Origin of the sequence: Streptomyces sp. NPDC060232, assembly GCF_042726555.1 — a bacterium.
Lineage (GTDB): Bacteria > Actinomycetota > Actinomycetes > Streptomycetales > Streptomycetaceae > Streptomyces.
On the sequence record NZ_JBHXAG010000012.1, the window covers coordinates 159517 to 180204 of the forward strand.

Here is a 20688-nt window from a genome sequence, read left to right on the forward strand (position 1 = left end):
CGCGCATCCCTCGTGCAGGTGAGTTGCGGCCGACCCGAAACCGCACCGCTTTGGCATGCCCGGTCCCGCCGACAAGCTCCACTATCAGCCTGCGCGATCAAATGCCTTTGTTTCCAAGGTCATTACGGGTGCCGAACCATGCAGAAACGTACCTGTCAACGGGTGCATATGCACTCGGACCACCCACCCCACCGAGCCCTACTATCGGCTCGCCATGACAGCAGCAGGGAAGCATCAGGTGAGCCGGACCGAGACCACCCGGCGGGCCGCCGGCCGACAGGGCCGGGCCGGCATCAGGGACGTGGCCGCCGCGGCGGGCGTATCCATCACGACCGTCTCCGACGCGCTCAATGGCAAGGGACGGCTGCCCGACGCCACCCGCCGCCACGTTCGCGAAGTCGCCGACCGGCTGGGATACCGCCCGTCGGCCGCCGCCCGCACCCTCCGTACCGGCAAGTCCGGCCTCATCGGCCTGACCGTGACCACGTACGGGGATGAACCTTTCACCTTCACCGAATTCGCCTACTTCGCCGAGATGGCCAGGGCCGCCACCTCGGCGGCGCTCGCCCGCGGCTACGCACTCGTCATCCTCCCCGCCACCTCGCGCCACGACGTGTGGTCGAACGTCGCCCTCGACGGCACCGTCGTGATCGACCCCTCCGACCACGACCCCGTCGTCACCGAGCTGGTCCGCCAGGGCCTGCCCGTGGTCTCCGACGGCCGGCCCGCCGGCTCCCTCCCCGTCACCGCCTGGGTCGACAACGACCACGAGGCCGCCGTGCTCGGCCTCCTCGACCACCTCGCCGCCGCCGGCGCCCGCCGGATCGGGCTGCTGACCGGCACCACCACCGACACCTACACCCGCCTGTCCACCACCGCGTACCTCAACTGGTGCGAGCGCGTCGGCCAGGACCCCGTCTACGAGTCCTACCCCGCCCACGACCCGTGCGCGGGCGCCGTGGCCGCCGACCGGCTCCTCGCCCGCCCCGACCGCCCCGACGCCGTCTACGGGCTCTTCGACCCCAACGGCACCGACCTGCTCGCCGCTGCCCGCCGCTACGGCCTGCGCGTCCCCGAGGACCTGCTGCTCGTCTGCTGCAGCGAGTCCACCGTGTACGCCAACACCGAGCCGCCGATCACCACCCTGTCCCTCAAACCGCGCCGCATCGGCACCGCCGTCGTGCAGCTGCTCATCGACGCGATCGAGGGCGTGGACACCGGACGCCCGGTCGAACAGGTCGTCCCGACCGAGCTGATCGTCCGCACCTCTTCGCAGCGCAGGCAGCCCCGCACGACCGTCAGCCCGCCCCGATCTCCGGCTCAGGACTGACCGCCAGACCGTCCAGTCGGCCTGATCACCGGGCGGTCCAGGATTTCAGCAACGCCAATATCGGGCAAAAACGGTAGGAACGATACGCTCCGCAAAGGATTCACCACCCCTGGTGCGTCACACAGCGCGAGCCGCATTCCTATGATGGGCGCACGACATCACGGACCCTCCTCCCCGGAGGTCAGGAGGGTCCGCAGGTGTACGGCAGCGCGACGGTGGTGGAGGGGTCGATGACTCAGGGGGCCGGTCAGGGACCCGCGATGCGGACGGAAACGCTGCGGGACTTCCGGGTGCCAGTCACCGAACCCGCCGCGCAGTACGCCGTATCCACCGGTATGCCCGACGAGGCCCCCGTGTACGGCGAGTACCCCGCGTACTACGAGGACGTCGCACAGGCCGCCGTGCCGCGGCAGCCCGGCGACGCGCCGCAGCCTCCCGCGCCGCTCGCGCCGCCCGTCCCACACCACGATCCGCGCCAGGATCCGCGCCACGACCCCCGGCACGACCCGCGCCGGGAAGAGCACCCGCACGCGCGCCCCCAGGGCCGCCCGCAGCCGCACCCTCAGGCGCAGGCCGACGCCGACGCCCAGGCGGACGCCAACGCCGAAGCCGAGCCGGTGCAGGCGATGAGCCAGGGCCCCGAGGAGGACGAACTCGACGGCTACACCCCGACCTACCGGGACCTCCCCGTCATCAGCTCCGGCTCGCTCGGCGGCCCCGGCGACACCGTCCAGGTCCAGTACGTCCCGCAGGACGCCGCCGGGCCCGGCCCGCTCTACGTCGTCGGCGACGTCCACGGCTACCTCGACGAGCTCGTCACCGAGCTGCAGGCCCAGGGTCTGATCGACTCGGAGGGCCGCTGGTCCGCGGGCAACGCCCGGCTCTGGTTCCTCGGCGACTTCACCGACCGCGGCCCCGACGGCATCGGCGTCATCGACCTCGTCATGCGGCTGTCCGCCGAGGCGGCCGCCGCCGGCGGCTACTGCAAGGCCCTGATGGGCAATCACGAACTGCTGCTCATCGGGGCCAAGCGGTTCGGCGACACCCCTGTCGTCTCCGGCGCCGGCACCGCCACCTTCCAGGCCGCCTGGCTGCTCAACGGCGGCCAGCGCACCGACATGGAGCGCCTGCAGGACGTACACCTGCAGTGGATGTCGCGGCTGGACGCGGCCGTGCTGGAGGAGGGCCACCTGCTGCTGCACTCCGACACCACGGCCTACCTCGACTACGGCGACTCCATCGAGGACGTCAACGACACCATCCACGAGCTCCTCAACCGGGGCGACGTCGACATCACGTGGGACCTCTTCCGGAAGTTCACCAAGCGGTTCGCCTTCCGCGACGAGGAGACCGGCCCGCAGGCCGTCCGCGAACTCCTCGACACCTACGGCGGCAGCCGCGTCGTGCACGGCCACAGCCCCATCCCGTACCTGCTGGGCGAGGTGGGAACCGAGGACGGCGACGACTCACGCGGACCGGAGGCCGTGGACGGCCCGCACGTCTACGCCGACGGGCTCGCCATCGCGATGGACGGCGGCGTGACGATGGCGGGCAAGCTGCTCGTCGTTCGACTTCCGCTGAGCGACTGAGAGCTTACGCAGAGGGGTATTTCTGGAAAGCCCCTGTCACGGCGTGGTGTGGGCGCTCTACCATCGCTCTATCCGTAGCAGGCTCTCCTCCGTTTCAGCCGGCACCCGGGTCTACGCGCGGCAAACCGGCTTCTACGGAGCATCGGGGGATGCACATGACCAGCGCTCCGCACCTGCTGACCGAAGACCGGCCTGAGTTCGACCGGCTCATCGACGAGGCACTGCGCGCCGCGAGCCAACGGCCCGAACTCGCCACTCTCGGCGAGCGGCTGAACGCCGAACAGCTGCGCACGATGGCCCAGGGCGCCAGCGCCCTGCTGGCGGCCGCGGCCGCCGCCGAGTACGGCCACTATGTGAAGGTCCGCGGGGAACGACGCGACGAGGTGCTCTCCGGACCCGCTGCGACGGGCGACGAGGACGGCGACCGGAGCAGCGGCGGCGGCGCGGGCGTCAGTGCCGTGGTCGCGGTCCTCGCCCCGGTCCTGGCGGGCACCGCCATGCTGATCTTCCTGCTCGTCGGCTACATCCTGAAGATGATCGAGCCCGAACCGGCCTTCGCGCAGACCATGCTGACGGCCGGTTGGCTCTTCGGGGCGCTCACCGCGGCCGCCCTGCTCTTCGCCGTGATCGGGCTGCTCGTCACGGCGGTACGCAACAGCGCGACCGAGGTGGCGGCGGACGAGACCGAGGCGATACCCGACGAGGTGGCGCGGGCCCGCGAGGCCTGGCGGCACGCCCTGCTGGAACGCGGCATCATCCCGTTCCTGCGGGACGCGCTGGCCGATCCGAGTGCGGGCCCGGGCTTCCCGACCCCCCGCACGCCAGGGGCCGGGCGCATCCCCAGTCTGGGGTACACCCGGCCCGACTTCACCAGTCCGGGACCCCCGTCACAGGGATCCCCTCCCGGCTACACGCCTCCGGACTTCACGAGCCCGGACTTCGGCGGCCCGGACCACCGGCCGGACTAGTCGCTAGGCGCTCCGACCGGCTCACCGGCCTACTTCGGCGTCTTCGGCATGTGGTTGTGGGCCATGGCCTCGTCGGCCCGGGTACGCAGCGGCGGACTGTCCACCAGCGGGTTCACCGGCGTCCAGGCGTCGTCGCACGTGAGGTCCGGAGGGGGTCCCGGGTCCGTCGTGCAGGTGGTCTCCCAGATGCGTCCGTTGGGAGCGACGGTCTCGACGTTGACGAGGCCGGCCTGGTCACTGACCGAGATGCCGCACGCCCCGGCTGGGAAGTCGGTGTTGTCACTCAGGTTGTTCCACTCGAAGTCGCCCGGCGGTGCCGGGGTCAGGCTTCGGATACCGACCCAGGCCTGCCCGTCGAGCAGGACCGCCTTGACCTCTGTGGCCGCGTTGGGCTTGTAGGCGGCGAGGGCGGTGCACGGGCCGGTGGCGCCCGTGGCACCCGTCGCCCCTGTGGCACCGGTCGCGCCGTCCGCCCCGTCCTCGCCCTGCGGGCCGCGCGGCCCCGTGGGACCCGTCGGTCCCCGTTGGCCCTCGCAGTCGTCGCCGCCGCGTGCACCGGCCTGGGCACCGACAGCTCTGGGATCGTCGTTCGCATCCCGCTTCGCCTTACAGTCTCCGCCGCCGGTCGGGCCGGCCGTCCGGACCGTCTCGGCCGCCTGGACGCTCTGTACGGTGGCGAGCGCAGGGCTGGCGATACCCGCCACCACGAGGGCGAGTGACGCGAGCGTGCCTCCCTTCACCAAAGCACTCCGCCGGGCCACTGGCCCAAGGGGTGACCTGGTCCTGTTCACGGGGCTCATATACGCCGCTCCTTCTCGAAACCGGATCGAACGATGTGCGATCGGCCCGGACGGGCCGCCTCGCCCATAGTGGGGAAATCAGATCGGAAACACCGGTCGCCCCGCTCGCCAGTCATCTCATCGGACCAGCGACAGGCCCCAATAGCGGCTCTCATCGTGGCTTCCTTGCACCCCATTGGCCGGATCCCTACGGTCGCCTCACGTTCGTCTTCACCACCACCGTGGACGGGATCCTTGAAAGCAAAAATCTGTCTGAACATGATCGTGAAGAACGAGGCCGCGGTGATCAGACGCTGTCTCGAATCCGTACGCCCTTTGATCGACACCTGGGTGATCGTGGACACCGGGTCGACGGACGGCACCCAGGAGATCATCCGGGAGTTCCTCGGTGATCTCCCCGGTGTGCTGCACGAACGCCCCTGGAAGGGATTCGACGGAAGCCGCACCGAGGCGATCGACCTGGCCCGCTCCAGCGCGGACTACCTGCTGTTCGTCGATGCCGACGACGTGATCGAGATCGATCCCGGATTCCACATGCCGGAGCTCGCTTTCGACACGTACAGCGTGGCGGTACACCACCAGCCCGTCATCCACTGGCGGCCGGCCCTCGTCTCCACCCGATTGCCCTGGAAATACGTCGGCGTGCTGCACGAGTACCTCGACTGCGACGAGCCGTTCACCCGCGGAGTAGTCGAAGGCTTCCATATCCGCATCGTCGGCGGCGGAGCCCGCCAGGGCGAAGGGAGCGACCGGGAGAAGTACCTCCGCGATGCCGGCATCCTCGAAAAGGGCCTGACCGAAGAACCCGGGAATGCGCGCTACGCCTTCTACCTCGCCCAGAGCTGGCGCGACGCGGGCGAGCCGGAGAAGTCCCTCGCCGCCTACGACCGGCGGGCGGCCATGGGCGGCTTCGCCGAGGAGGCCTACTGCGCGCAGCTCTACGCGGCCCGGCTCGCCGCGCGTCTCCAACGGCCGCCGGCCGAGGTGATGGACCGCTATCTCCGCGCCCACGAGAGCCGCCCCGGGCGGGCGGAGGCGCTCGGCGATCTTGCACGCCTGTGCCGCCTCGACGGCCGCTTCCACCTGGCGTACCTGTTCGCCCGTCAGGCGGCGCGGATCCCGCGCCCCGACGACATCCTGTTCGTCGAGTTCGACTGGTACGAGTGGCGTGCGCTCGACGAGCTCGCGGTCGCCGCCTACTGGGTCGGCGCGTACGCGGAGTCGCTGGAGTGCTGCGACCGCCTCCTGCGGGAGGACGGGCTTCCGGAGATCCAGCGCGAACGGGTGGGTGAGAACCGCGCGTTCGCGCTGTCCAAACTGGGCCCGGACTACCAGGCGGTGGCCTGAGGGACGTCGCTCGCCCACCGCCGAGGGGCCGGACGCATCCACGGCCTCTGCGACCACATCGGTGGCGCGGGAACCGATGCCGTCCGCGGCGGGATACCTCGCCGACAAGTCCACTTATCGGACTACCACCGCGACACCGATGGCCTCATGTCGAGTGCATGTCCCGCGACACCCCTCTGTCCGACGGCACCACAACGGGCGGGCCCGCGACTCCCCCCATGGGTCGCGGGTCCGCCCGTCAGCCGGGTCCGTCCTGCCCTGCCGAACCGCCTCAGTCGGCCAGCGGCAGATAGACGCGGTTACCCGAGGCCGCGAACTCGGCGGACTTCTCCGCCATGCCCGCCTGGATCTCGTCGGCCTTCAGGTCGCCGCCGTGCTCACGGCGGATGTCCTGAGAGATCTTCATCGAGCAGAACTTCGGACCGCACATGGAGCAGAAGTGCGCGGTCTTGGCCGGCTCGGCGGGAAGAGTCTCGTCGTGGAACTCACGGGCCGTGTCCGGGTCCAGGGCCAGGTTGAACTGGTCCTCCCAGCGGAACTCGAACCGCGCGTCGGACAGGGCGTCGTCCCACTCCTGCGCGCCCGGGTGCCCCTTGGCCAGGTCCGCCGCGTGCGCGGAGATCTTGTACGTGATGACGCCGGTCTTGACGTCGTCGCGGTTGGGCAGGCCCAGGTGCTCCTTGGGCGTGACGTAGCAGAGCATGGCCGTGCCCCACCAGGCGATCATCGCGGCGCCGATGCCCGAGGTGATGTGGTCGTACGCGGGCGCGACGTCCGTGGTCAGCGGGCCGAGCGTGTAGAACGGCGCCTCCTCGCAGATCTCCTGCTGGAGGTCGATGTTCTCCTTGATCTTGTGCATCGGGACGTGGCCCGGGCCCTCGATCATCGTCTGGACGTTGTGGCGCTTGGCGATGGTGTTGAGCTCGCCCAGCGTCTTCAGTTCGGCGAACTGGGCCGCGTCGTTGGCGTCCGCGATGGAACCGGGGCGCAGGCCGTCGCCGAGCGAGTAGGTGACGTCGTACGTCGCCAGGATCTCGCAGAGCTCCTCGAAGTTCGTGTAGAGGAAGTTCTCCTTGTGGTGCGCGAGGCACCACGCAGCCATGATCGAGCCGCCGCGCGAGACGATGCCGGTCTTGCGGCGGGCGGTCAGCGGCACGTACGGCAGCAGCACGCCGGCGTGGACCGTCATGTAGTCGACGCCCTGCTCGGCCTGCTCGATGACCGTGTCCTTGTAGATCTCCCAGGTGAGGTCCTCGGCGCGGCCGTCGACCTTCTCCAGCGCCTGGTAGAGCGGCACGGTGCCGATCGGCACGGGAGAGTTGCGCAGTACCCACTCGCGGGTGGTGTGGATGTTGCGGCCCGTCGAGAGGTCCATGACCGTGTCCGCGCCCCAGCGGGTCGCCCAGGTCATCTTCTCCACCTCCTCCTCGATGGAGGAGGTGACGGCGGAGTTGCCGATGTTGGCGTTGACCTTCACCAGGAACTTCTTGCCGATGATCATCGGCTCGATCTCGGGGTGGTTCACGTTCGCAGGGAGCACCGCGCGGCCTGCGGCGATCTCCTCACGGACGACCTCGGGGGAGACGTTCTCGCGGATCGCGACGTACTCCATCTCCGGGGTGATCTCGCCCCGGCGGGCGTACGCGAGCTGCGTGACGGCGGCGCCGTCACGGCCCCGGCGGGGCTGGCGGGGGCGGCCCGGGAAGACCGCGTCGAGGTTCTTGAGGCCACCGCGCGGCGAGGTGTGCTTGATGCCGTCGTCCTCCGGGCGGACCGGGCGGCCCGCGTACTCCTCGGTGTCGCCGCGGCCGATGATCCAGTTCTCGCGCAGCGGCGCGAGACCCCGTCGCACATCGGTCTCGATCTGCGGGTCGGTGTACGGACCGGACGTGTCGTACAGCGTCACGTCCTTGCCGTTGGTGAGGTGGACCTGGCGGACCGGTACCCGGATGTCGGGGCGGGAGCCCGCCACGTAGCCCTTGTGCCAGCCCGGCTTGCGCTCGGTCGAGCCGTCGGCCTCCTGGCTGACGGCAGGCGTGCGTGCGTCCTGAATGGTCATGAGACCTATCTCCCTACGCCGGCATTACCCGGTAACAGGTTCGGCGGTCGACGCAGCCTCCTCCCGCACGCATCTGTGATGCGCTTACGGTGATCAGCGTCCTCTCAGCCCGGTGCTCCGAGCTCCCGCGTTGTGCAAAGTAGCCCCCACGCTAGCGTCATCCATGGCGTGCTGAACAGTGGGCCCCCTCATCTCTTGCGATGATCTGCTGGTGACGTCATCGCCGCAGCCCCCCACCGAGCCCCCTGAGCCCAGTGCCCACGCCGGCCACGCGCACGACGGCCACGGGCATTCCTCCGGGCATTCCCACAGTCACGGCCACGGCCCCGCCGCCCCCGTCTCGAAGCATCTGCGCAAGGTCATCGCGGCCGTACTGATCCCCTTCGCCGTCGCCGTCCTCGTCGGCCTGGTGGTGCTCTGGCCGGGCGGAACGCCCGGCCACGAGCGGACCGGGGTGGGCTTCGACCGGCAGACCCAGCAGGCCAAGGTCGTCTCGCTGGAACACGTCGACTGCAAATCCGTGAACGCCGCGCAGGTGCCGGCGGCCGGCGGGGCCTCCGCCCCGTCGGGCGGCGAGGCCCGGGGCGCGCAGACCGGCGAGTGCAAGAAGGCCACCGTCGAGATCGGAAGCGGGCCGGACAAGGGCCGCACCTTCGTGGAGATCGTCCAGCCTGGCGCGCCACGGCAGTTGGCGGACGGCCAGGAGGTGGTGGTGGCGTACGCCCCGGACGCGCCGCGCGACCTCCAGTACTCGGTGATCGACGTGAACCGCAAGCTCCCGCTGGCGGTGCTGGCCGGCATCTTCGCGCTGTCGGTCGTGCTCGTCGGGCGGATGCGCGGGCTGTTCGCCCTGATCGCCCTGGTCGTCAGCTTCGGCGTGCTGACGCTCTTCATCCTCCCCGCCATCCTCCAGGGGTCGAACCCTCTGGTGGTCGCGGTGGTGGGCGCGAGCGCGATCATGCTGATCGGGCTCTACATGTGTCACGGCCTGACCGCCCGTACGTCGGTGGCGGTCCTCGGCACGCTCGTGTCGCTGCTGCTGATCGGCCTGTTGGGCTCGGTGTTCATCGACTGGGCGTTCCTCAGCGGCAACACCGACGACAACACCGGGCTGATCCACGGGCTCTACCCGGACATCGACATGAGCGGCCTGCTGCTCGCCGGCGTGATCATCGGTTCGCTGGGTGTGCTCGACGACGTGACGGTCACCCAGACCTCGGCGGTCTGGGAACTCCACCAGGCCGACCCGTCGATGGGGCCGCGGTCCCTGTACCGGGCCGCCATCAGGATCGGCCGCGACCACATCGCGTCGGTGGTCAACACCCTGGTGCTGGCCTACGCGGGCGCCGCGCTTCCTCTGCTCCTGCTGTTCTCGATCGCCAACAGCAGCATGGGATCGGTGGCGAACAGCGAGCTGGTCGCGGTGGAGATCGTGCGGACCCTCGTGGGCTCGATCGGGCTGGTGGCCTCGGTGCCCGTGACGACCGCGCTGGCCGCGCTGGTGGTTTCGGCCGACCGGCCGGCATCCCCGGCCGTCGCCCCGGCCGCGGGACCGGTCCGCGGCCGGGGCCGACGGCGCAAGCGCTGAACAGCGGTTCAGCCCTGAGCGGCGCGATTCAGGATGAGCTGCGGCTCAGGAGGAGGAGCTGCGATTCAGGAGGAGCTGCGGCTGCGGCTCAGTCCGCGGCGATGGAGTCTGAGTGGCGATCCGGTCCGAGCCGCCGTTCAGCCGGCGTTCTGCTCGTTCTGCTTCGACTCGGCCAGGATCCTGCCGAGCGCCTCGTCCAGGTGCTCCTCGAAGTCGCCCGTGTTCCGCTCCTGTCCGAGCGGAACGAGCCGGTCTGTGCGGTCGAGGAACGCGACGAGCGGTGCCGCGCTGGCACGGAACAGGGCCCGGTCGCCGCCGACCTGGAGCCGGATGTGGACGTCGGACAACTCCTCGGGGCTGGTGGGGGCGATGTGCACATCGCCGTCACCGCACGGCTTGTTGATGCCGTCGAGGAGGAGCTCCCGGCCGAACGCCCAGGTCACGGGCGCGTCTCCGGGAAGGTGGAAGGTCAGGCGGACTGCGTAGGGATCACGGGCGTCGTACCGGAGTTCCACCGGGATCCGGAACGAGAGCTCCTCGGAAACGAGGAAGCTCATCATGACCTCTGCCTGTACCGACTCGCGCATTGACTACCCCGCTGTAGTGGAAGTGGCCAGGAATGATCCCCCAGGGCCCTCTTGACAAGAGTGGTGGAAGCGCTAGCAGATCACAAGGAGTGAGTTTTCAGATACTGATAGAGAACGAGAGGGTGCTCAACAGCGCGCCTACTTCACTCCGTAGTCGATTGACTACATACAGCAATCGATCCTCCTGATGCAGGGGCAGGGAAATGGCCATAGTTGCGGCCGCATCCCCGGCAGTGATCGGGATGGCGGCACAGACCGTGCCGAGGGCATATTCCTGTCGCTCGATTACAGGCTGCATTCGCCCGAGGGCCCCGATCCGGTGCTCCAAGGACCGCAGATCGCGCACGGTATAAGGGGTGATGGCCTCTACCGGATGGCGGTCGTAATAGTCCTTGCGCGCGCCCTCGTCGAGCTGGCCCAGCAGGCACTGCCCGATGGCGTGCGCGTATCCCGTCTCACGGAAGTCGGCCCACTCCTCGCACGCCGGACTGCCCGAGGTGTCCGAGACGCCCACGACCTCGATTTCACCCTCGCGGTAGACCGCGAAGTAGACGGGGGCCCCGACCGCGTCGCGAAAGTGCGCGAGCGAGTCGAGGATCATGCTGCGACGTTTCTGCTGGAGTCCTCCGCCGGCCAGTCTGGCGGCCGCGTCGCCGAGTACGAAGACTCCGCACTCTCTGCGCAGATAGCCCTCGTGCGTCAGGGTGCGCAGCAGGTGGTAGGCCGTGGGAAGCGGGAGCCCGGCCTCACGGGCCAGCTGCTTCGCCGGGGCTCCCCCGCTGTGGGATCCCGCGGCTTCCAGCAGCCTCAGCGCCCTCTGAACCGAACCGATCAGTGTCGGCACACCGGCATTGTGGACCGGAGACACAGCTCACCCCCAGGCGTGGCGGCGGGCCTTCAGGGGTGACCCGCTCGGCGGGGTCAGCCCCCGCGCATGCCGGTCCTGGGGGTCGCGCTCGGCGGGTCGTCGGCATCACCACAGGTCGGGAGGTGATATCGGCTCTCGGTGCCCAGGGATCGGCACAGATCGCGACTCTATCCACCGATTCCGGGGCCGTGAGCCGTTCAGTGCGCCACGTTCCCTCAGCTGGGTTAATCCCGAGGCCGCCCCCGCCCGTCACCTACCACTCGCCGGACGAGGACTTCGAAGTTCCGCCGCCGAGCTTCTTCACGACGAAGATCAGACCGCCCACGAGGCCGACGAAGAGAAGCAGCTTGAAGACCAACGAGATCAGTGCGCCCAGGACGCTGGTGATGACGCCGCCGAAGACGAGCAGGGCCAGCAGCGGGACGGCGACCCACTTAACCCACCAGGGCATGCCTGCGAATATCTCTCGGATGCCGTTCATGTCCTCGACCTCTTCCTGGTCTTCCCCGTGTGTGACTTCCTGCCCTCGATGCTAGGAGTCCGCAGACTCCGATCGGGGCCCACGAGCCCTCGGAGTCCCCTGATCCGCCCCTTAGGGGGTGTCAGGCGGATCAGGGCCGCGACCCCCACCCGCGGAACCGGTCATGCCTCCGGCGGGGAGAACACCACCATCACCCTCAGGTCCTCGGTGATGTGGTGGAACTTGTGCGGGACGCCCGCCGGGACGTAGACGACGCTGCCGCGTGCCACGGTGGTGGTCTCCTCCCCGACGGTGATCGAGGCCCTCCCGCTGACGACGAAGTACACCTCGTCCTGACCGTGCGGCCGCTGCGGATCGGTCTGGCCGGCGTCGAGCGCGTAGAGCCCGACCGACATGTTCCGCTCGCGCAGGAACTGCAGATAGGCGCCGTCGTTGGCGGCCCGTTCCGCTTCGAGCTCGTCAAGCCGGAAGGTTTTCATCGTGGTTGTTCCCCTTGTGCTCGATCGTTCCCTCGCATCCGCTGATCTGCGGATGTCCCACCGGGATCATCTCTGCCACGATCAGACACATGACGAATTTCGTAGTCAAGACGCTCGCCAACGCGGCGGCCCTGGCCGTCGCCGTGTGGCTGCTTGCCGGCATCACCCTCGACGACGGCAGCAGTCTCGGCCGCCGGACACTTACGCTGATCCTGGTCGCCCTGGTCTTCGGCCTGGTCAACTTGATCGTCAAGCCGCTCGTGAAGCTGCTCTCGCTGCCCCTCTTCGTCCTCACCCTGGGGCTGTTCACGCTGGTCGTGAACGCCCTGATGCTGCTCCTGACCTCGTGGCTGGCCACGCAGCTCGATCTCACCTTCCATGTCGACGGGTTCTGGACCGCGCTCCTGGGCGGCCTGATCATCTCCGTCGTCTCCTGGGCCGTGAACATGGTCCTTCCCGACAAGAACTGAGCGGGCCGCGCATGTACCGCGTCTGCTTCGTCTGCACGGGCAACATATGCCGCTCCCCCATGGCCGAATCCGTCTTCCGCGCCCATGTCGAACGGGCCGGACTCGACGCCCTCGTCGAGGTGGACAGCGCCGGGACCGGCGGCTGGCACGAGGGCGACGGCGCGGACCCGCGCACGATCTCCGTCCTGGAGGCCGCAGGCTACGCGCAGGACCACCGCGCCCGGCAGTTCCGTTCCTCCTGGTTCTCCGGCCTCGACCTCGTCATCGCACTCGACGCCGGGCACCTGAGAGAGCTGCGGGCCCTCGCACCCACTGCGCAGGACGCCGCCAAGGTCCGGCTGCTGCGGTCCTACGATCCGGTGGCCACGGCCGGGCAGTACGACGTACCCGACCCCTACTACGGGCCGATCGACGGGTTCGAGGAATGCCTGGAACTCATCGAGGCGGCCGGCCCCGGTCTGCTGGACGCCGTACGCGAGTCGATGAAGGAGCACACCGCGTGAACGAGCACTTCCCCGAAGGTAACGGCGAGGCGATCGGTGACGGCACCCGCGCCGTACGCGCCGGCCTGCCCGAGGCCGTCAAGAACGAACCGCCCCTGCCGGGGCCGGTCTTCGCCGCCCACTTCCACCTCCCCGGAGACGTCGAGGGCCCGTACGCCTACGGACGCGACACCAACCCGACCTGGACCCTGCTGGAACGGGCCATCGGGGAGCTGGAGGCCCCCGGCCAGGACGTGCACACCATCGTCTTCGCCTCCGGCATGGCGGCGGTCTCCGCCGTTCTCCTCTCCCAGACGCGCACGGGCGACACCGTCGTCCTGCCCGACGACGGATACCAGGCGCTGCCGCTGCTGCGGGAGCAGCTGGAGACGTACGGGATCCACGTACGCACCGCCCCCACCGGCTCGGACGCCCAGATCGAGGTCCTCGACGGCGCCCGGATGCTGTGGATCGAGACGCCGTCCAACCCCGGGCTCGACGTATGCGACGTACGACGCCTCGCGGGGGCCGCGCACGCCGGCGGGACCCTGGTCGCCGTGGACAACACCCTCGCCACCCCGCTGGGGCAGCGGCCCCTGGAGCTCGGGGCGGACTTCTCCGTGGCCAGTGGCACCAAGGGCCTCACCGGCCACGGCGACCTGCTGCTCGGGTACGTCGTGTGCCGCGACCCGGAGCTCGCGGCCCGCGTCCGGGGATGGCGCAAGATCGTCGGCGCGATCCCCGGCCCGATGGAGGCCTGGCTCGCCCACCGTTCGCTGGCCACGATCCAGCTGCGCGCACAGCGCCAGTGGACCAACGCCCTGGCCGTCGCGGAGGCGCTGAGCGAGCGCCGCGACGTGAGCGGCGTGCGCTACCCAGGGCTGACCACGGACCCCTCCCACAAGACGGCCGCCCGCCAGATGCGCGGCTTCGGCTCGGTGGTCTCCTTCACGCTGCCCGACCGGGCGCACGCGGAACGGTTCATGGCGGCCCTGCACCTGGTCGAGGACGCCACGAGTTTCGGCGGCGTGCGCTCCACCGCCGAGCGGCGCGGACGATGGGGCGGCGACGCCGTGTCCGAGGGCTTCATCCGCTTCTCCGCCGGGGCCGAGGACACCGATGACCTGGTCGCGGACGTCCTGCGCGCCCTCGACCGGGCCCTCGACCAGGCCCGTCACGATCGCTGAACAAGCCGTGGAGAGGGCGGTCCGAGCCTCCCCCCTAGTGGCTCGGACCGCCCCGGGTTCCGCGCGCGAAGAACCACGCGACAAGGCTAATTGACCCTGCGTCAGAGTCCAATCACGGTAGCGACAGGGGCCTATCTGCATATTTATAGTTGTAGACCCCCACCGAGAGGTGTCGCGATGGATCTGGCCCTGCTGCGCACCTTCGTCACCGTCCACCGGGCGGGCTCGTTCACGCGCGCCGCAGCCCTCCTCGGACTGTCCCAGCCCGCCGTGACCTCGCAGATCCGCACGCTGGAGCGCCAGTTGGGGCGGCCGCTCTTCCACCGCCGGGCCCGCGGTGTCACCCCCACCGCCGTCGGCGACGAGCTCGCCCACAAGGCCGCCCCGCACCTCGACGCCCTGGTCCGGATCACCGAGGCCGAGCGGGAGGACGCGGGCGGGCTGCGGTCCCTCCACGTCGCCGGGCCCCCCGAGTTCCTGTCCCTGCGGGTGCTCCCCGCCCTGGCACCCCTCGTGGGCCAGGGCCACACCCTGCGCGCCACCCTGCAGAGCGACTCCGGAACCGTCCTCGACGGGCTCGCCGCCGGCCACCACGACCTCGTCGTCACCACCGCCCACCCGCGCGGCGGCCCCTTCACCGCCACCGCGCTGTGCGACGAGGAACACGTCCTGGTCGCGGCGCCCTACTGGGCCGCCCTCGTCGACAGGGACCGGCTGAGGGACGACGGCCCCGGGGCTCTGGAGGGCATCCCGCTCGTCGAGGTCCACGAGACCCTGCCGCTCGTCACCCGGTACTGGAGCGCCGTCTTCGACGTCCTGCCGGCCGCGAGGTCCCTGTCCGCCACCGTGGTCGTACCCGACCTGCGTGCCGTACTGGAATGCGTCCTCGCCGGCGCGGGGCTCGCGGTGCTGCCCCGGTACCTGTGCCAGGACGCCCTCGACAGCGGCCGGATCACGGCCGTGGCGGAGCCCCCCGTGCCACCGCTGCGCACCTGGTTCCTGGTCCTACGGGCCGGGAGTCCCGCCCTCGCCCATCTCGCCCGGGCGCGCGAGCGACTCCTGGACGCCGCCGTGCACTGGTGAGCCCCCTGTTTCCGGCCCGTGGCGCGTTTCAGAAGCGGAACGGTGGGCCACTCTTCTCCCATGACCGAACGTCCCGTGGTCAAACGCACCGCCCGCGCGATCCTGCTCGACGGTGACGACCTGATCCTCATCAAACGCACCAAGCCCGGCGTCGACCCGTACTGGCTCACACCCGGCGGGGGAGTGGAGTCCTCGGACGCCACCGTCGTCGACGCCCTCCATCGGGAGGTCCACGAAGAACTCGGCGCGAAGATCACCGACGTCGTGCCCTGCTTCGTCGACACCGTAGAACACATCGCCGACGGCGGGGTGACCGGCGTGAAGGTGCAGCACTTCTTCGTCTGCCGCCTCGAATCGATGGACCCGAGCCTCCGGCACGGCCCCGAGGTCGACGAGCCCGCAGGCGAGTACGAGATCGTCCGCGTGCCCTTCAGCCGGGTGGGCATCGCAGCGGTCCATCTCGTCCCGCTGTCCCTACGTCACTACCTGGACGGCAACATCGAAGGCGTGCGCGCCATGCACGCGCCCGACCTGGGCTGAGGCCGCTCGGGGCCGGTGGGCTGCCGCCGGTCCCGGACCGGCCGTGCCCGCCGGGTCTCACCCGGCGATGCCCACGAGCTCCTCGACCGCGTCGTGCCTGATGCGCTCGCCGGGAATGCCGATGCGCAGGAGTTCGTCCACCCCACTGCGGATCATCGCGGGCGGTCCCGAGATGAACGCGTCGTACGACCTCCACGGCCCGTGCTCACCCACGGCGTGCGGCAGCTGTCCCGCCAGCCCGTCGCCGACCACCGGCCGCACCGACAGCCACGGGTGGGAGCGCTGAAGACCCAGCAGCGTGTCCTTGTCGTACAGGTCGCTGTCGCTGCGCGCCCCGAAGAACACCTCCACCGGCCGCCGCTCCCCGTGTCCGGCCACGTCCTCGATCAGCGCCTTGATCGGGGCGATGCCGGTGCCGCCGGCCAGGCACAGCATCCCGTTGTCCGTGGTGTGGTCCACCACCATCGAACCGGTCGGTGGCCCCAGGCGCAGCACGTCCCCGGGGCGGGCATGGCGCACCAGAGCGTTGGAGACCCAGCCCGCGGGGACGGCTTTGACGTGGAAGGAGAGCAGTCCGTCGGCCCGGGGGGCCGAAGCGAAGGAGTAGTGCCGCCAGACCCGCGGCCACCACGGGGTCTCCAGGCTGGCGTACTGGCCGGCCAGGAAGGCGTACGGCTGGTCGGGGCGGACGGTCAGCACCGCGATGTCCGGGGTGCGCAGGTCGTGGGAGACCACCTCCGCGTGCCACCAGGCAGGGGCCTGCACCTCGTCCGCGGCCGCCGCGTCGATCATGATCTGGGAGATCGCGGTGTACGCCCGTACCCACGCGGCCTCGGTGTCCGGCCCCCAGCTCTGTGTCGCGAAGCGGGCCAGCGCCCCGACGAGGGCCTCGCCGATCACGGGGTAGTGGCCGGCCATGGTGCCGTACTTGCGGTGCCCGGCGCCCAGGCGGCAGAGGTACGGGGTGAGTACTTCGGGATGGTCGATGTGCTCGGCAGCGGTCAGCAGGGCCTTCAGCAGGCGGTCGCGCTGCGTGTCCATGGCCACCGGGAACATGCCCCGCACTTCCGGGTGCCCGGTGAAGACCAGGGCGTAGAAGAACGAGGTCATTTTGTCGGCGACCGGGGCGATCTCCGCGAGGGTCCGGCGGATGAGTACGGCATCCGGTGAGGGCTCGGCCGCGCCGCCCTCGGAGGGTATCCGGGCCGCTTCGCGTCTGGCCGATCTGGTGGGCGGAGCGTCCATGCGTGCCTCGCTTCGAGCATCTCGGTCGGGGTGCACACGCCACGGTCATTAATCCGTGGTTCCGGGTTTCACAGCGTGCCAGCCGCCCCAGAGGCCTGCGGGGAAACGCGGAAAATTCGCGTTTCGAACCCACTTTCCTCCTAAGATGCGTCAACTCCCGGGCGTGCCATCGCCACGAGCTGGTATACCTCGCGCAGATCCCGTCCCTCGTAGACGTGGCTCGCACGCGCGGCCAGATGCGGTCGCGCATTGACCGCCACCGACACGGATACGGCTTCGAAGAGGTGGATGTCGGTCGCCGAATCCCCGTACGCCACGCAGTCGGCCCGGGTCACACCGAACTGCTCGCACAGCCGGTCGGCCACCATGACTTTGGCCTCGGGGGTCAGGATCCCGGCCGCTTCCACGGGCCGGGTGAACGGCACTTCAGGGAAGACCGACCCGTGGGCGGCATGAGCACCCCACTCCAGCAGCAGTTCCACGAAGAACGACGGCGACAGGGAGACCACCGCGCAGTACTCCCCACGCTGCCTGATCTCCTGCCAGACGTCCCGGATTCCCGCGAGCCAGGGAGCGCCGTCGAACGCGGCCCTGACATGCTGCGGCGTCAGCCCGGCCCACAGGGCGTGTGCCGACACCGAGAACTGGTGCGGTCCGATCTCCCGCGCGGCAAAGGACCGCTCCAGCGTGGCGATCTCGGCACTCACCCCGAGCTGGCGGGAAATCTCCACCGGAGCCGCCGAGCCGTACATCAGCGTTCCGTCGAGGTCGAAGAGGTGCAGGCGCGTCATAGCCCCTGAGGCTAGTGGCTTGGTTTCACGTGAAACACCGCGTTTCACGTGAAACGTCGTCCGGCGTTTCACGTGATGCGTCCTTCGGTGTGACCGGCTGGACGCTGATGTTTCACGTGAAACATCAGCCCAAATCCCCTGGACGACTCCCGGTCCATGATCCAGTCTGGCCCCGTGACACCACCACACATCACCGATCTACCGATCCGGGCGCTGACCGTGGACGATCTCCACCGCTGCGCCGACCTGTCCGAAGATCGTGGCTGGCTCCGCGAAGACCATAAGTGGGGACTGCTGCTCGCCGCCGGAAACGGCTTCGGCGTGGACGCCCCGGACGGCCGGGGCCTCGCCGCCGCCTGCGTCGTCACCCGGTACGGCAGCACCTCCACCGGCCCCGAACTCGCCGCCATCGGCATGGTTCTCGTGGCCGACCGTTACGCCCGACAGGGCATGGGGCGTGCCTTGATGACCCACGTCTGCAATGACGTACTCAAGGGCATCCCGCTCACCCTGCATGCCACGCCTTATGGGCGCCCGCTCTACGAGGAGCTCGGGTTCGAGACCACGGGCCGCGCCGAGATGCTGGTGGGCACCTTCCGCGAGGACGGCACTTCCGACACTCACGGCGTCGCTCGGGTACGGCCGGCGGTCGCCGATGACCTCCCCCGCATCCTGCGCCTCGACGCCGAGGTCTTCGGGGCCGACCGCACGCACATGATCACGCGACTGCCGGCCTTCGCCGACCAGCTGCTCGTCTGCGAGGACCACGGGGGAGACGGCACACTCACGGGATACGCCGCGGCCTGGCCCAACATGCACACCCATGTCATCGGCCCGCTCATCGCCCGCGACACCGGCACCGCCAAGTCCTTGATCGCTGCTCTCGCCAGGGGCACGGACCGGGTCCTGCGCACGGATGTCGACGTACGGCACGAGGAACTGCTGGCATGGCTCAAGGAACGAGGCCTGGAGTCCGTGGCCTTCAATGCCGTGATGGCCCGGGACCTCCCCGACCTCCCCGGTGACTGGACCCGCCGCTGGGCGCCGCTGACCGTGGCCGCGGGCTGAGAGGAGCTCCCCTCATGACCGACTCCCCCGCACTGGCGATCCGGCCCGCCACCGAGGCCGATCTGCCCGCCATCGTCGCCATGCTGGCCGATGACCCACTCGGCGCCACCCGCGAGTCCCCCGAGGACCTCACCCCGTACCGCGCGGCACTGGAGCGTCTCACCCGTGACCCGAATCAGCACCTGGTCGTCGCGGTGCGGGCCGACCTGGTCGTGGGCACCCTCCAGCTGACGATCGTCCCAGGCCTCTCCCGCAAGGGCTCCACCCGCTCCATCATCGAGGGCGTCCGCGTCCACGCGGACGAGCGCGGCAGCGGGCTGGGCACCCGCTTCATCGAGTGGGCGATCGAGAAGTCCCGTGCCGAGGACTGCGCGCTCGTCCAGCTGACGTCGGACCTGACCCGGACCGACGCCCACCGCTTCTACGAACGACTCGGGTTCACCGCATCGCACGTCGGATTCAAGCTCCAGCTCTGACCTGCCGCACCGTGGGCCGGGCCGGAGCTCTGTGCCGGCGGCCCGGCCTACGATCGGGAAGATGAGCGCCAGTCTCCCCCTCATCAGCACCACCGAGCGCCGCAACCGGCTCGGCCGCCGCCACCGGCTGGCTCCGTCGGCCCGCGCAACGACGGTCGGGGAGGCGGCGGACTCCGTCGTCGCCCTGCACGCCACCGACGCCGCGACCGTCTTCCTCTCCACGCGGGCCCGGCTCGCCGAGGGCAGCCCTGGGACGGTCGAGCAGGCGCTCTACGACGACGTCCGGCTCGTCCGGCTGCTCAGCATGCGCAACACCCTCTTCGCGGTGTCGACGGAACTCGCCCCTTACGTCGACGCGTCGACGGCCCGTACGATCGCCGCCAAGGAGCGCCGCACCTTCCTCAAGCACCTCGACGAGGACGGGCAGGGACTCGACGCCGAGTGGCTGGCCCGGGCGGAGGCGGCCGCGCTGGACACCCTCGACATCCGTGGTCCCCTCACCGGCAGTCAGCTGTCCGCCGCCGTGCCGGCCCTGCGCCAGAAGATCACCCTCAGACGGGGCAAGAAGTACGAGACGGAGCAGGGGGTCGCCACACGGGTCATCCGCCTGCTGGCCGCCGACGGCCGGATCCGCCGGGACCGGCCGCGCGGATCGTGGACCTCCAGCCAGTTCCGCTGGGTCCACACCGCGCCCTGGCCCGCCGTGCTGGCCGCCGAAGCCCGCGCGGAGATCGCCCGTCTCTGGCTGCACGCGTACGGCCCTGCCACCGAAGCCGACCTCAAGTGGTGGACCGGCTGGACCCTCTCGGACGTCCGCAAGGCCCTTGCAGCCGTCGGCCCCGACCAGGTACGCCTCGACGACGGCAGGACGGCCCTCGTCAGCCCCGGAGACACCGCGCCCGAACCGGCCCCCGAACCGTGGGCGGCGCTGCTGCCCGCGCTCGACCCCACCGGCATGGGCTGGGCCGACCGGGGGTTCCACCTCGATGCCGCCCACCGGTCCGTCCTCTTTGACTACGCGGGCAACATCGGGCCCACCGCGTGGTGGAACGGCGAAATCGTCGGCGGCTGGGCCCAGCGTCCGGACGGTGAGATCGTCTGGCGGCTGCTGGGCGACCCCGGCCGCACCGCCGAGATAGCGCTCGCCGCCGAGGCCTCCCGCCTCTCCGCCTGGGTCGGCGACGCCCGCATCACCCCGCGCTTCCGCACACCGCTGGAGCGTGAACTCGTCGCCTGAGGCGGGCCCGGGC

21 protein-coding genes and 1 riboswitch are annotated in these 20688 nt (G+C 70.1%); of the genes, 13 read left to right on the forward strand and 8 right to left on the reverse strand.

All coding sequences use genetic code 11. The features are described from left to right. Positions 1-214 precede the first annotated feature (214 nt). The 3 genes from ACFWFZ_RS19400 (at position 215) to ACFWFZ_RS19410 (ending at position 3887) form a co-directional block, all read left to right on the forward strand. The gene (locus tag ACFWFZ_RS19400; RefSeq protein ID WP_387123847.1) at positions 215-1330 is read left to right on the forward strand and encodes a LacI family DNA-binding transcriptional regulator; all 1116 of its coding nucleotides are present in this window, start codon (positions 215-217) and stop codon (positions 1328-1330) included. A 260-nt stretch (positions 1331-1590) separates the two neighbouring features. Further along, positions 1591-2919 (forward strand): metallophosphoesterase, encoded by a 1329-nt coding sequence (locus ACFWFZ_RS19405; RefSeq protein ID WP_387123849.1) that lies wholly within the window; start codon positions 1591-1593, stop codon positions 2917-2919. Positions 2920-3068: 149 nt separating this feature from the next. Further along, a complete protein-coding gene (locus ACFWFZ_RS19410) occupies positions 3069-3887 on the forward strand; it encodes a hypothetical protein (RefSeq protein ID WP_387123851.1) in 819 nt (272 codons plus the stop codon). A 29-nt stretch (positions 3888-3916) separates the two neighbouring features. Here ACFWFZ_RS19410 and ACFWFZ_RS19415 read toward each other — a convergent pair whose 3' ends face one another. Next, a complete protein-coding gene (locus ACFWFZ_RS19415) occupies positions 3917-4627 on the reverse strand; it encodes a hypothetical protein (RefSeq protein WP_387123853.1) in 711 nt (236 codons plus the stop codon). Positions 4628-4945: 318 nt separating this feature from the next. On the opposite strand from ACFWFZ_RS19415, the gene ACFWFZ_RS19420 reads away from it, so the two are divergent. Further along, the gene (locus tag ACFWFZ_RS19420; RefSeq protein WP_387123855.1) at positions 4946-6034 is read left to right on the forward strand and encodes a glycosyltransferase; all 1089 of its coding nucleotides are present in this window, start codon (positions 4946-4948) and stop codon (positions 6032-6034) included. Positions 6035-6305: 271 nt separating this feature from the next. Here ACFWFZ_RS19420 and thiC read toward each other — a convergent pair whose 3' ends face one another. Then, positions 6306-8093, reverse strand: coding sequence for a phosphomethylpyrimidine synthase ThiC (gene thiC, locus ACFWFZ_RS19425; RefSeq protein WP_387123857.1), 1788 nt, complete (start codon positions 8091-8093; stop codon positions 6306-6308). Next, positions 8087-8232: riboswitch (TPP riboswitch) on the reverse strand. (Overlaps the previous gene by 7 nt.) Positions 8233-8304: 72 nt before the next feature. Between thiC and ACFWFZ_RS19430 the strand changes: the two genes are divergently transcribed. Further along, positions 8305-9681: a YibE/F family protein gene (locus tag ACFWFZ_RS19430; protein ID WP_387123859.1), complete on the forward strand. Its 1377-nt coding sequence runs from the start codon at positions 8305-8307 to the stop codon at positions 9679-9681. Positions 9682-9818: 137 nt separating this feature from the next. On the opposite strand, the gene ACFWFZ_RS19435 is transcribed toward ACFWFZ_RS19430, so the two are convergent. The 4 genes from ACFWFZ_RS19435 to ACFWFZ_RS19450 form a co-directional block, all read right to left on the reverse strand. Beyond that, a complete protein-coding gene (locus ACFWFZ_RS19435) occupies positions 9819-10268 on the reverse strand; it encodes an SsgA family sporulation/cell division regulator (RefSeq protein WP_030647381.1) in 450 nt (149 codons plus the stop codon). A 97-nt stretch (positions 10269-10365) separates the two neighbouring features. Then, positions 10366-11103, reverse strand: a complete 738-nt coding sequence (locus ACFWFZ_RS19440) for an IclR family transcriptional regulator (RefSeq protein WP_387123964.1) — start codon at positions 11101-11103, stop codon at positions 10366-10368. A gap of 286 nt (positions 11104-11389) precedes the next feature. Continuing rightward, positions 11390-11608 (reverse strand): DUF5326 family protein, encoded by a 219-nt coding sequence (locus ACFWFZ_RS19445; protein ID WP_387123966.1) that lies wholly within the window; start codon positions 11606-11608, stop codon positions 11390-11392. A gap of 170 nt (positions 11609-11778) precedes the next feature. Beyond that, positions 11779-12096 (reverse strand): cupin domain-containing protein, encoded by a 318-nt coding sequence (locus ACFWFZ_RS19450; RefSeq protein WP_387123861.1) that lies wholly within the window; start codon positions 12094-12096, stop codon positions 11779-11781. 89 nt (positions 12097-12185) lie between these two features. Between ACFWFZ_RS19450 and ACFWFZ_RS19455 the strand changes: the two genes are divergently transcribed. The 5 genes from ACFWFZ_RS19455 to ACFWFZ_RS19475 all read left to right on the forward strand — a co-directional run bounded on the left by ACFWFZ_RS19455 (position 12186) and on the right by ACFWFZ_RS19475 (position 15858). Then, complete coding sequence (locus tag ACFWFZ_RS19455; protein WP_387123863.1) at positions 12186-12566, forward strand: phage holin family protein; 381 nt, start codon at positions 12186-12188, stop codon at positions 12564-12566. Between the two features lie 11 nt (positions 12567-12577). Then, the gene (locus tag ACFWFZ_RS19460; RefSeq protein WP_387123865.1) at positions 12578-13069 is read left to right on the forward strand and encodes a low molecular weight protein-tyrosine-phosphatase; all 492 of its coding nucleotides are present in this window, start codon (positions 12578-12580) and stop codon (positions 13067-13069) included. After that, the gene (locus tag ACFWFZ_RS19465; protein WP_387123867.1) at positions 13066-14235 is read left to right on the forward strand and encodes a cystathionine gamma-lyase; all 1170 of its coding nucleotides are present in this window, start codon (positions 13066-13068) and stop codon (positions 14233-14235) included. The genes ACFWFZ_RS19460 and ACFWFZ_RS19465 overlap by 4 nt, the downstream gene beginning before the upstream one ends. A 177-nt stretch (positions 14236-14412) precedes the next feature. Further along, positions 14413-15318, forward strand: coding sequence for a LysR family transcriptional regulator (locus tag ACFWFZ_RS19470; RefSeq protein ID WP_387123869.1), 906 nt, complete (start codon positions 14413-14415; stop codon positions 15316-15318). A gap of 60 nt (positions 15319-15378) precedes the next feature. Beyond that, on the forward strand, positions 15379-15858 hold the full coding sequence (locus ACFWFZ_RS19475; protein ID WP_387123870.1) for an NUDIX domain-containing protein: 480 nt from the start codon (positions 15379-15381) through the stop codon (positions 15856-15858). A 57-nt stretch (positions 15859-15915) separates the two neighbouring features. On the opposite strand, the gene ACFWFZ_RS19480 is transcribed toward ACFWFZ_RS19475, so the two are convergent. Together ACFWFZ_RS19480 and ACFWFZ_RS19485 are read right to left on the reverse strand one after the other, a co-directional pair. Beyond that, entirely contained in the window at positions 15916-17103 is a 1188-nt protein-coding gene (locus ACFWFZ_RS19480) for a globin domain-containing protein (protein WP_387123871.1), read from the reverse strand. Positions 17104-17243: 140 nt separating this feature from the next. After that, on the reverse strand, positions 17244-17894 hold the full coding sequence (locus ACFWFZ_RS19485; protein ID WP_387123873.1) for an HAD family hydrolase: 651 nt from the start codon (positions 17892-17894) through the stop codon (positions 17244-17246). Positions 17895-18068: 174 nt separating this feature from the next. On the opposite strand from ACFWFZ_RS19485, the gene ACFWFZ_RS19490 reads away from it, so the two are divergent. From ACFWFZ_RS19490 to ACFWFZ_RS19500, 3 genes are all read left to right on the forward strand, one after another. After that, the gene (locus ACFWFZ_RS19490; RefSeq protein WP_387123875.1) at positions 18069-18962 is read left to right on the forward strand and encodes a GNAT family N-acetyltransferase; all 894 of its coding nucleotides are present in this window, start codon (positions 18069-18071) and stop codon (positions 18960-18962) included. Positions 18963-18976: 14 nt separating this feature from the next. Further along, positions 18977-19438: a GNAT family N-acetyltransferase gene (locus tag ACFWFZ_RS19495; protein WP_387123877.1), complete on the forward strand. Its 462-nt coding sequence runs from the start codon at positions 18977-18979 to the stop codon at positions 19436-19438. Between the two features lie 61 nt (positions 19439-19499). Continuing rightward, positions 19500-20675: a winged helix DNA-binding domain-containing protein gene (locus ACFWFZ_RS19500; RefSeq protein WP_387123879.1), complete on the forward strand. Its 1176-nt coding sequence runs from the start codon at positions 19500-19502 to the stop codon at positions 20673-20675. Positions 20676-20688 lie beyond the last annotated feature (13 nt).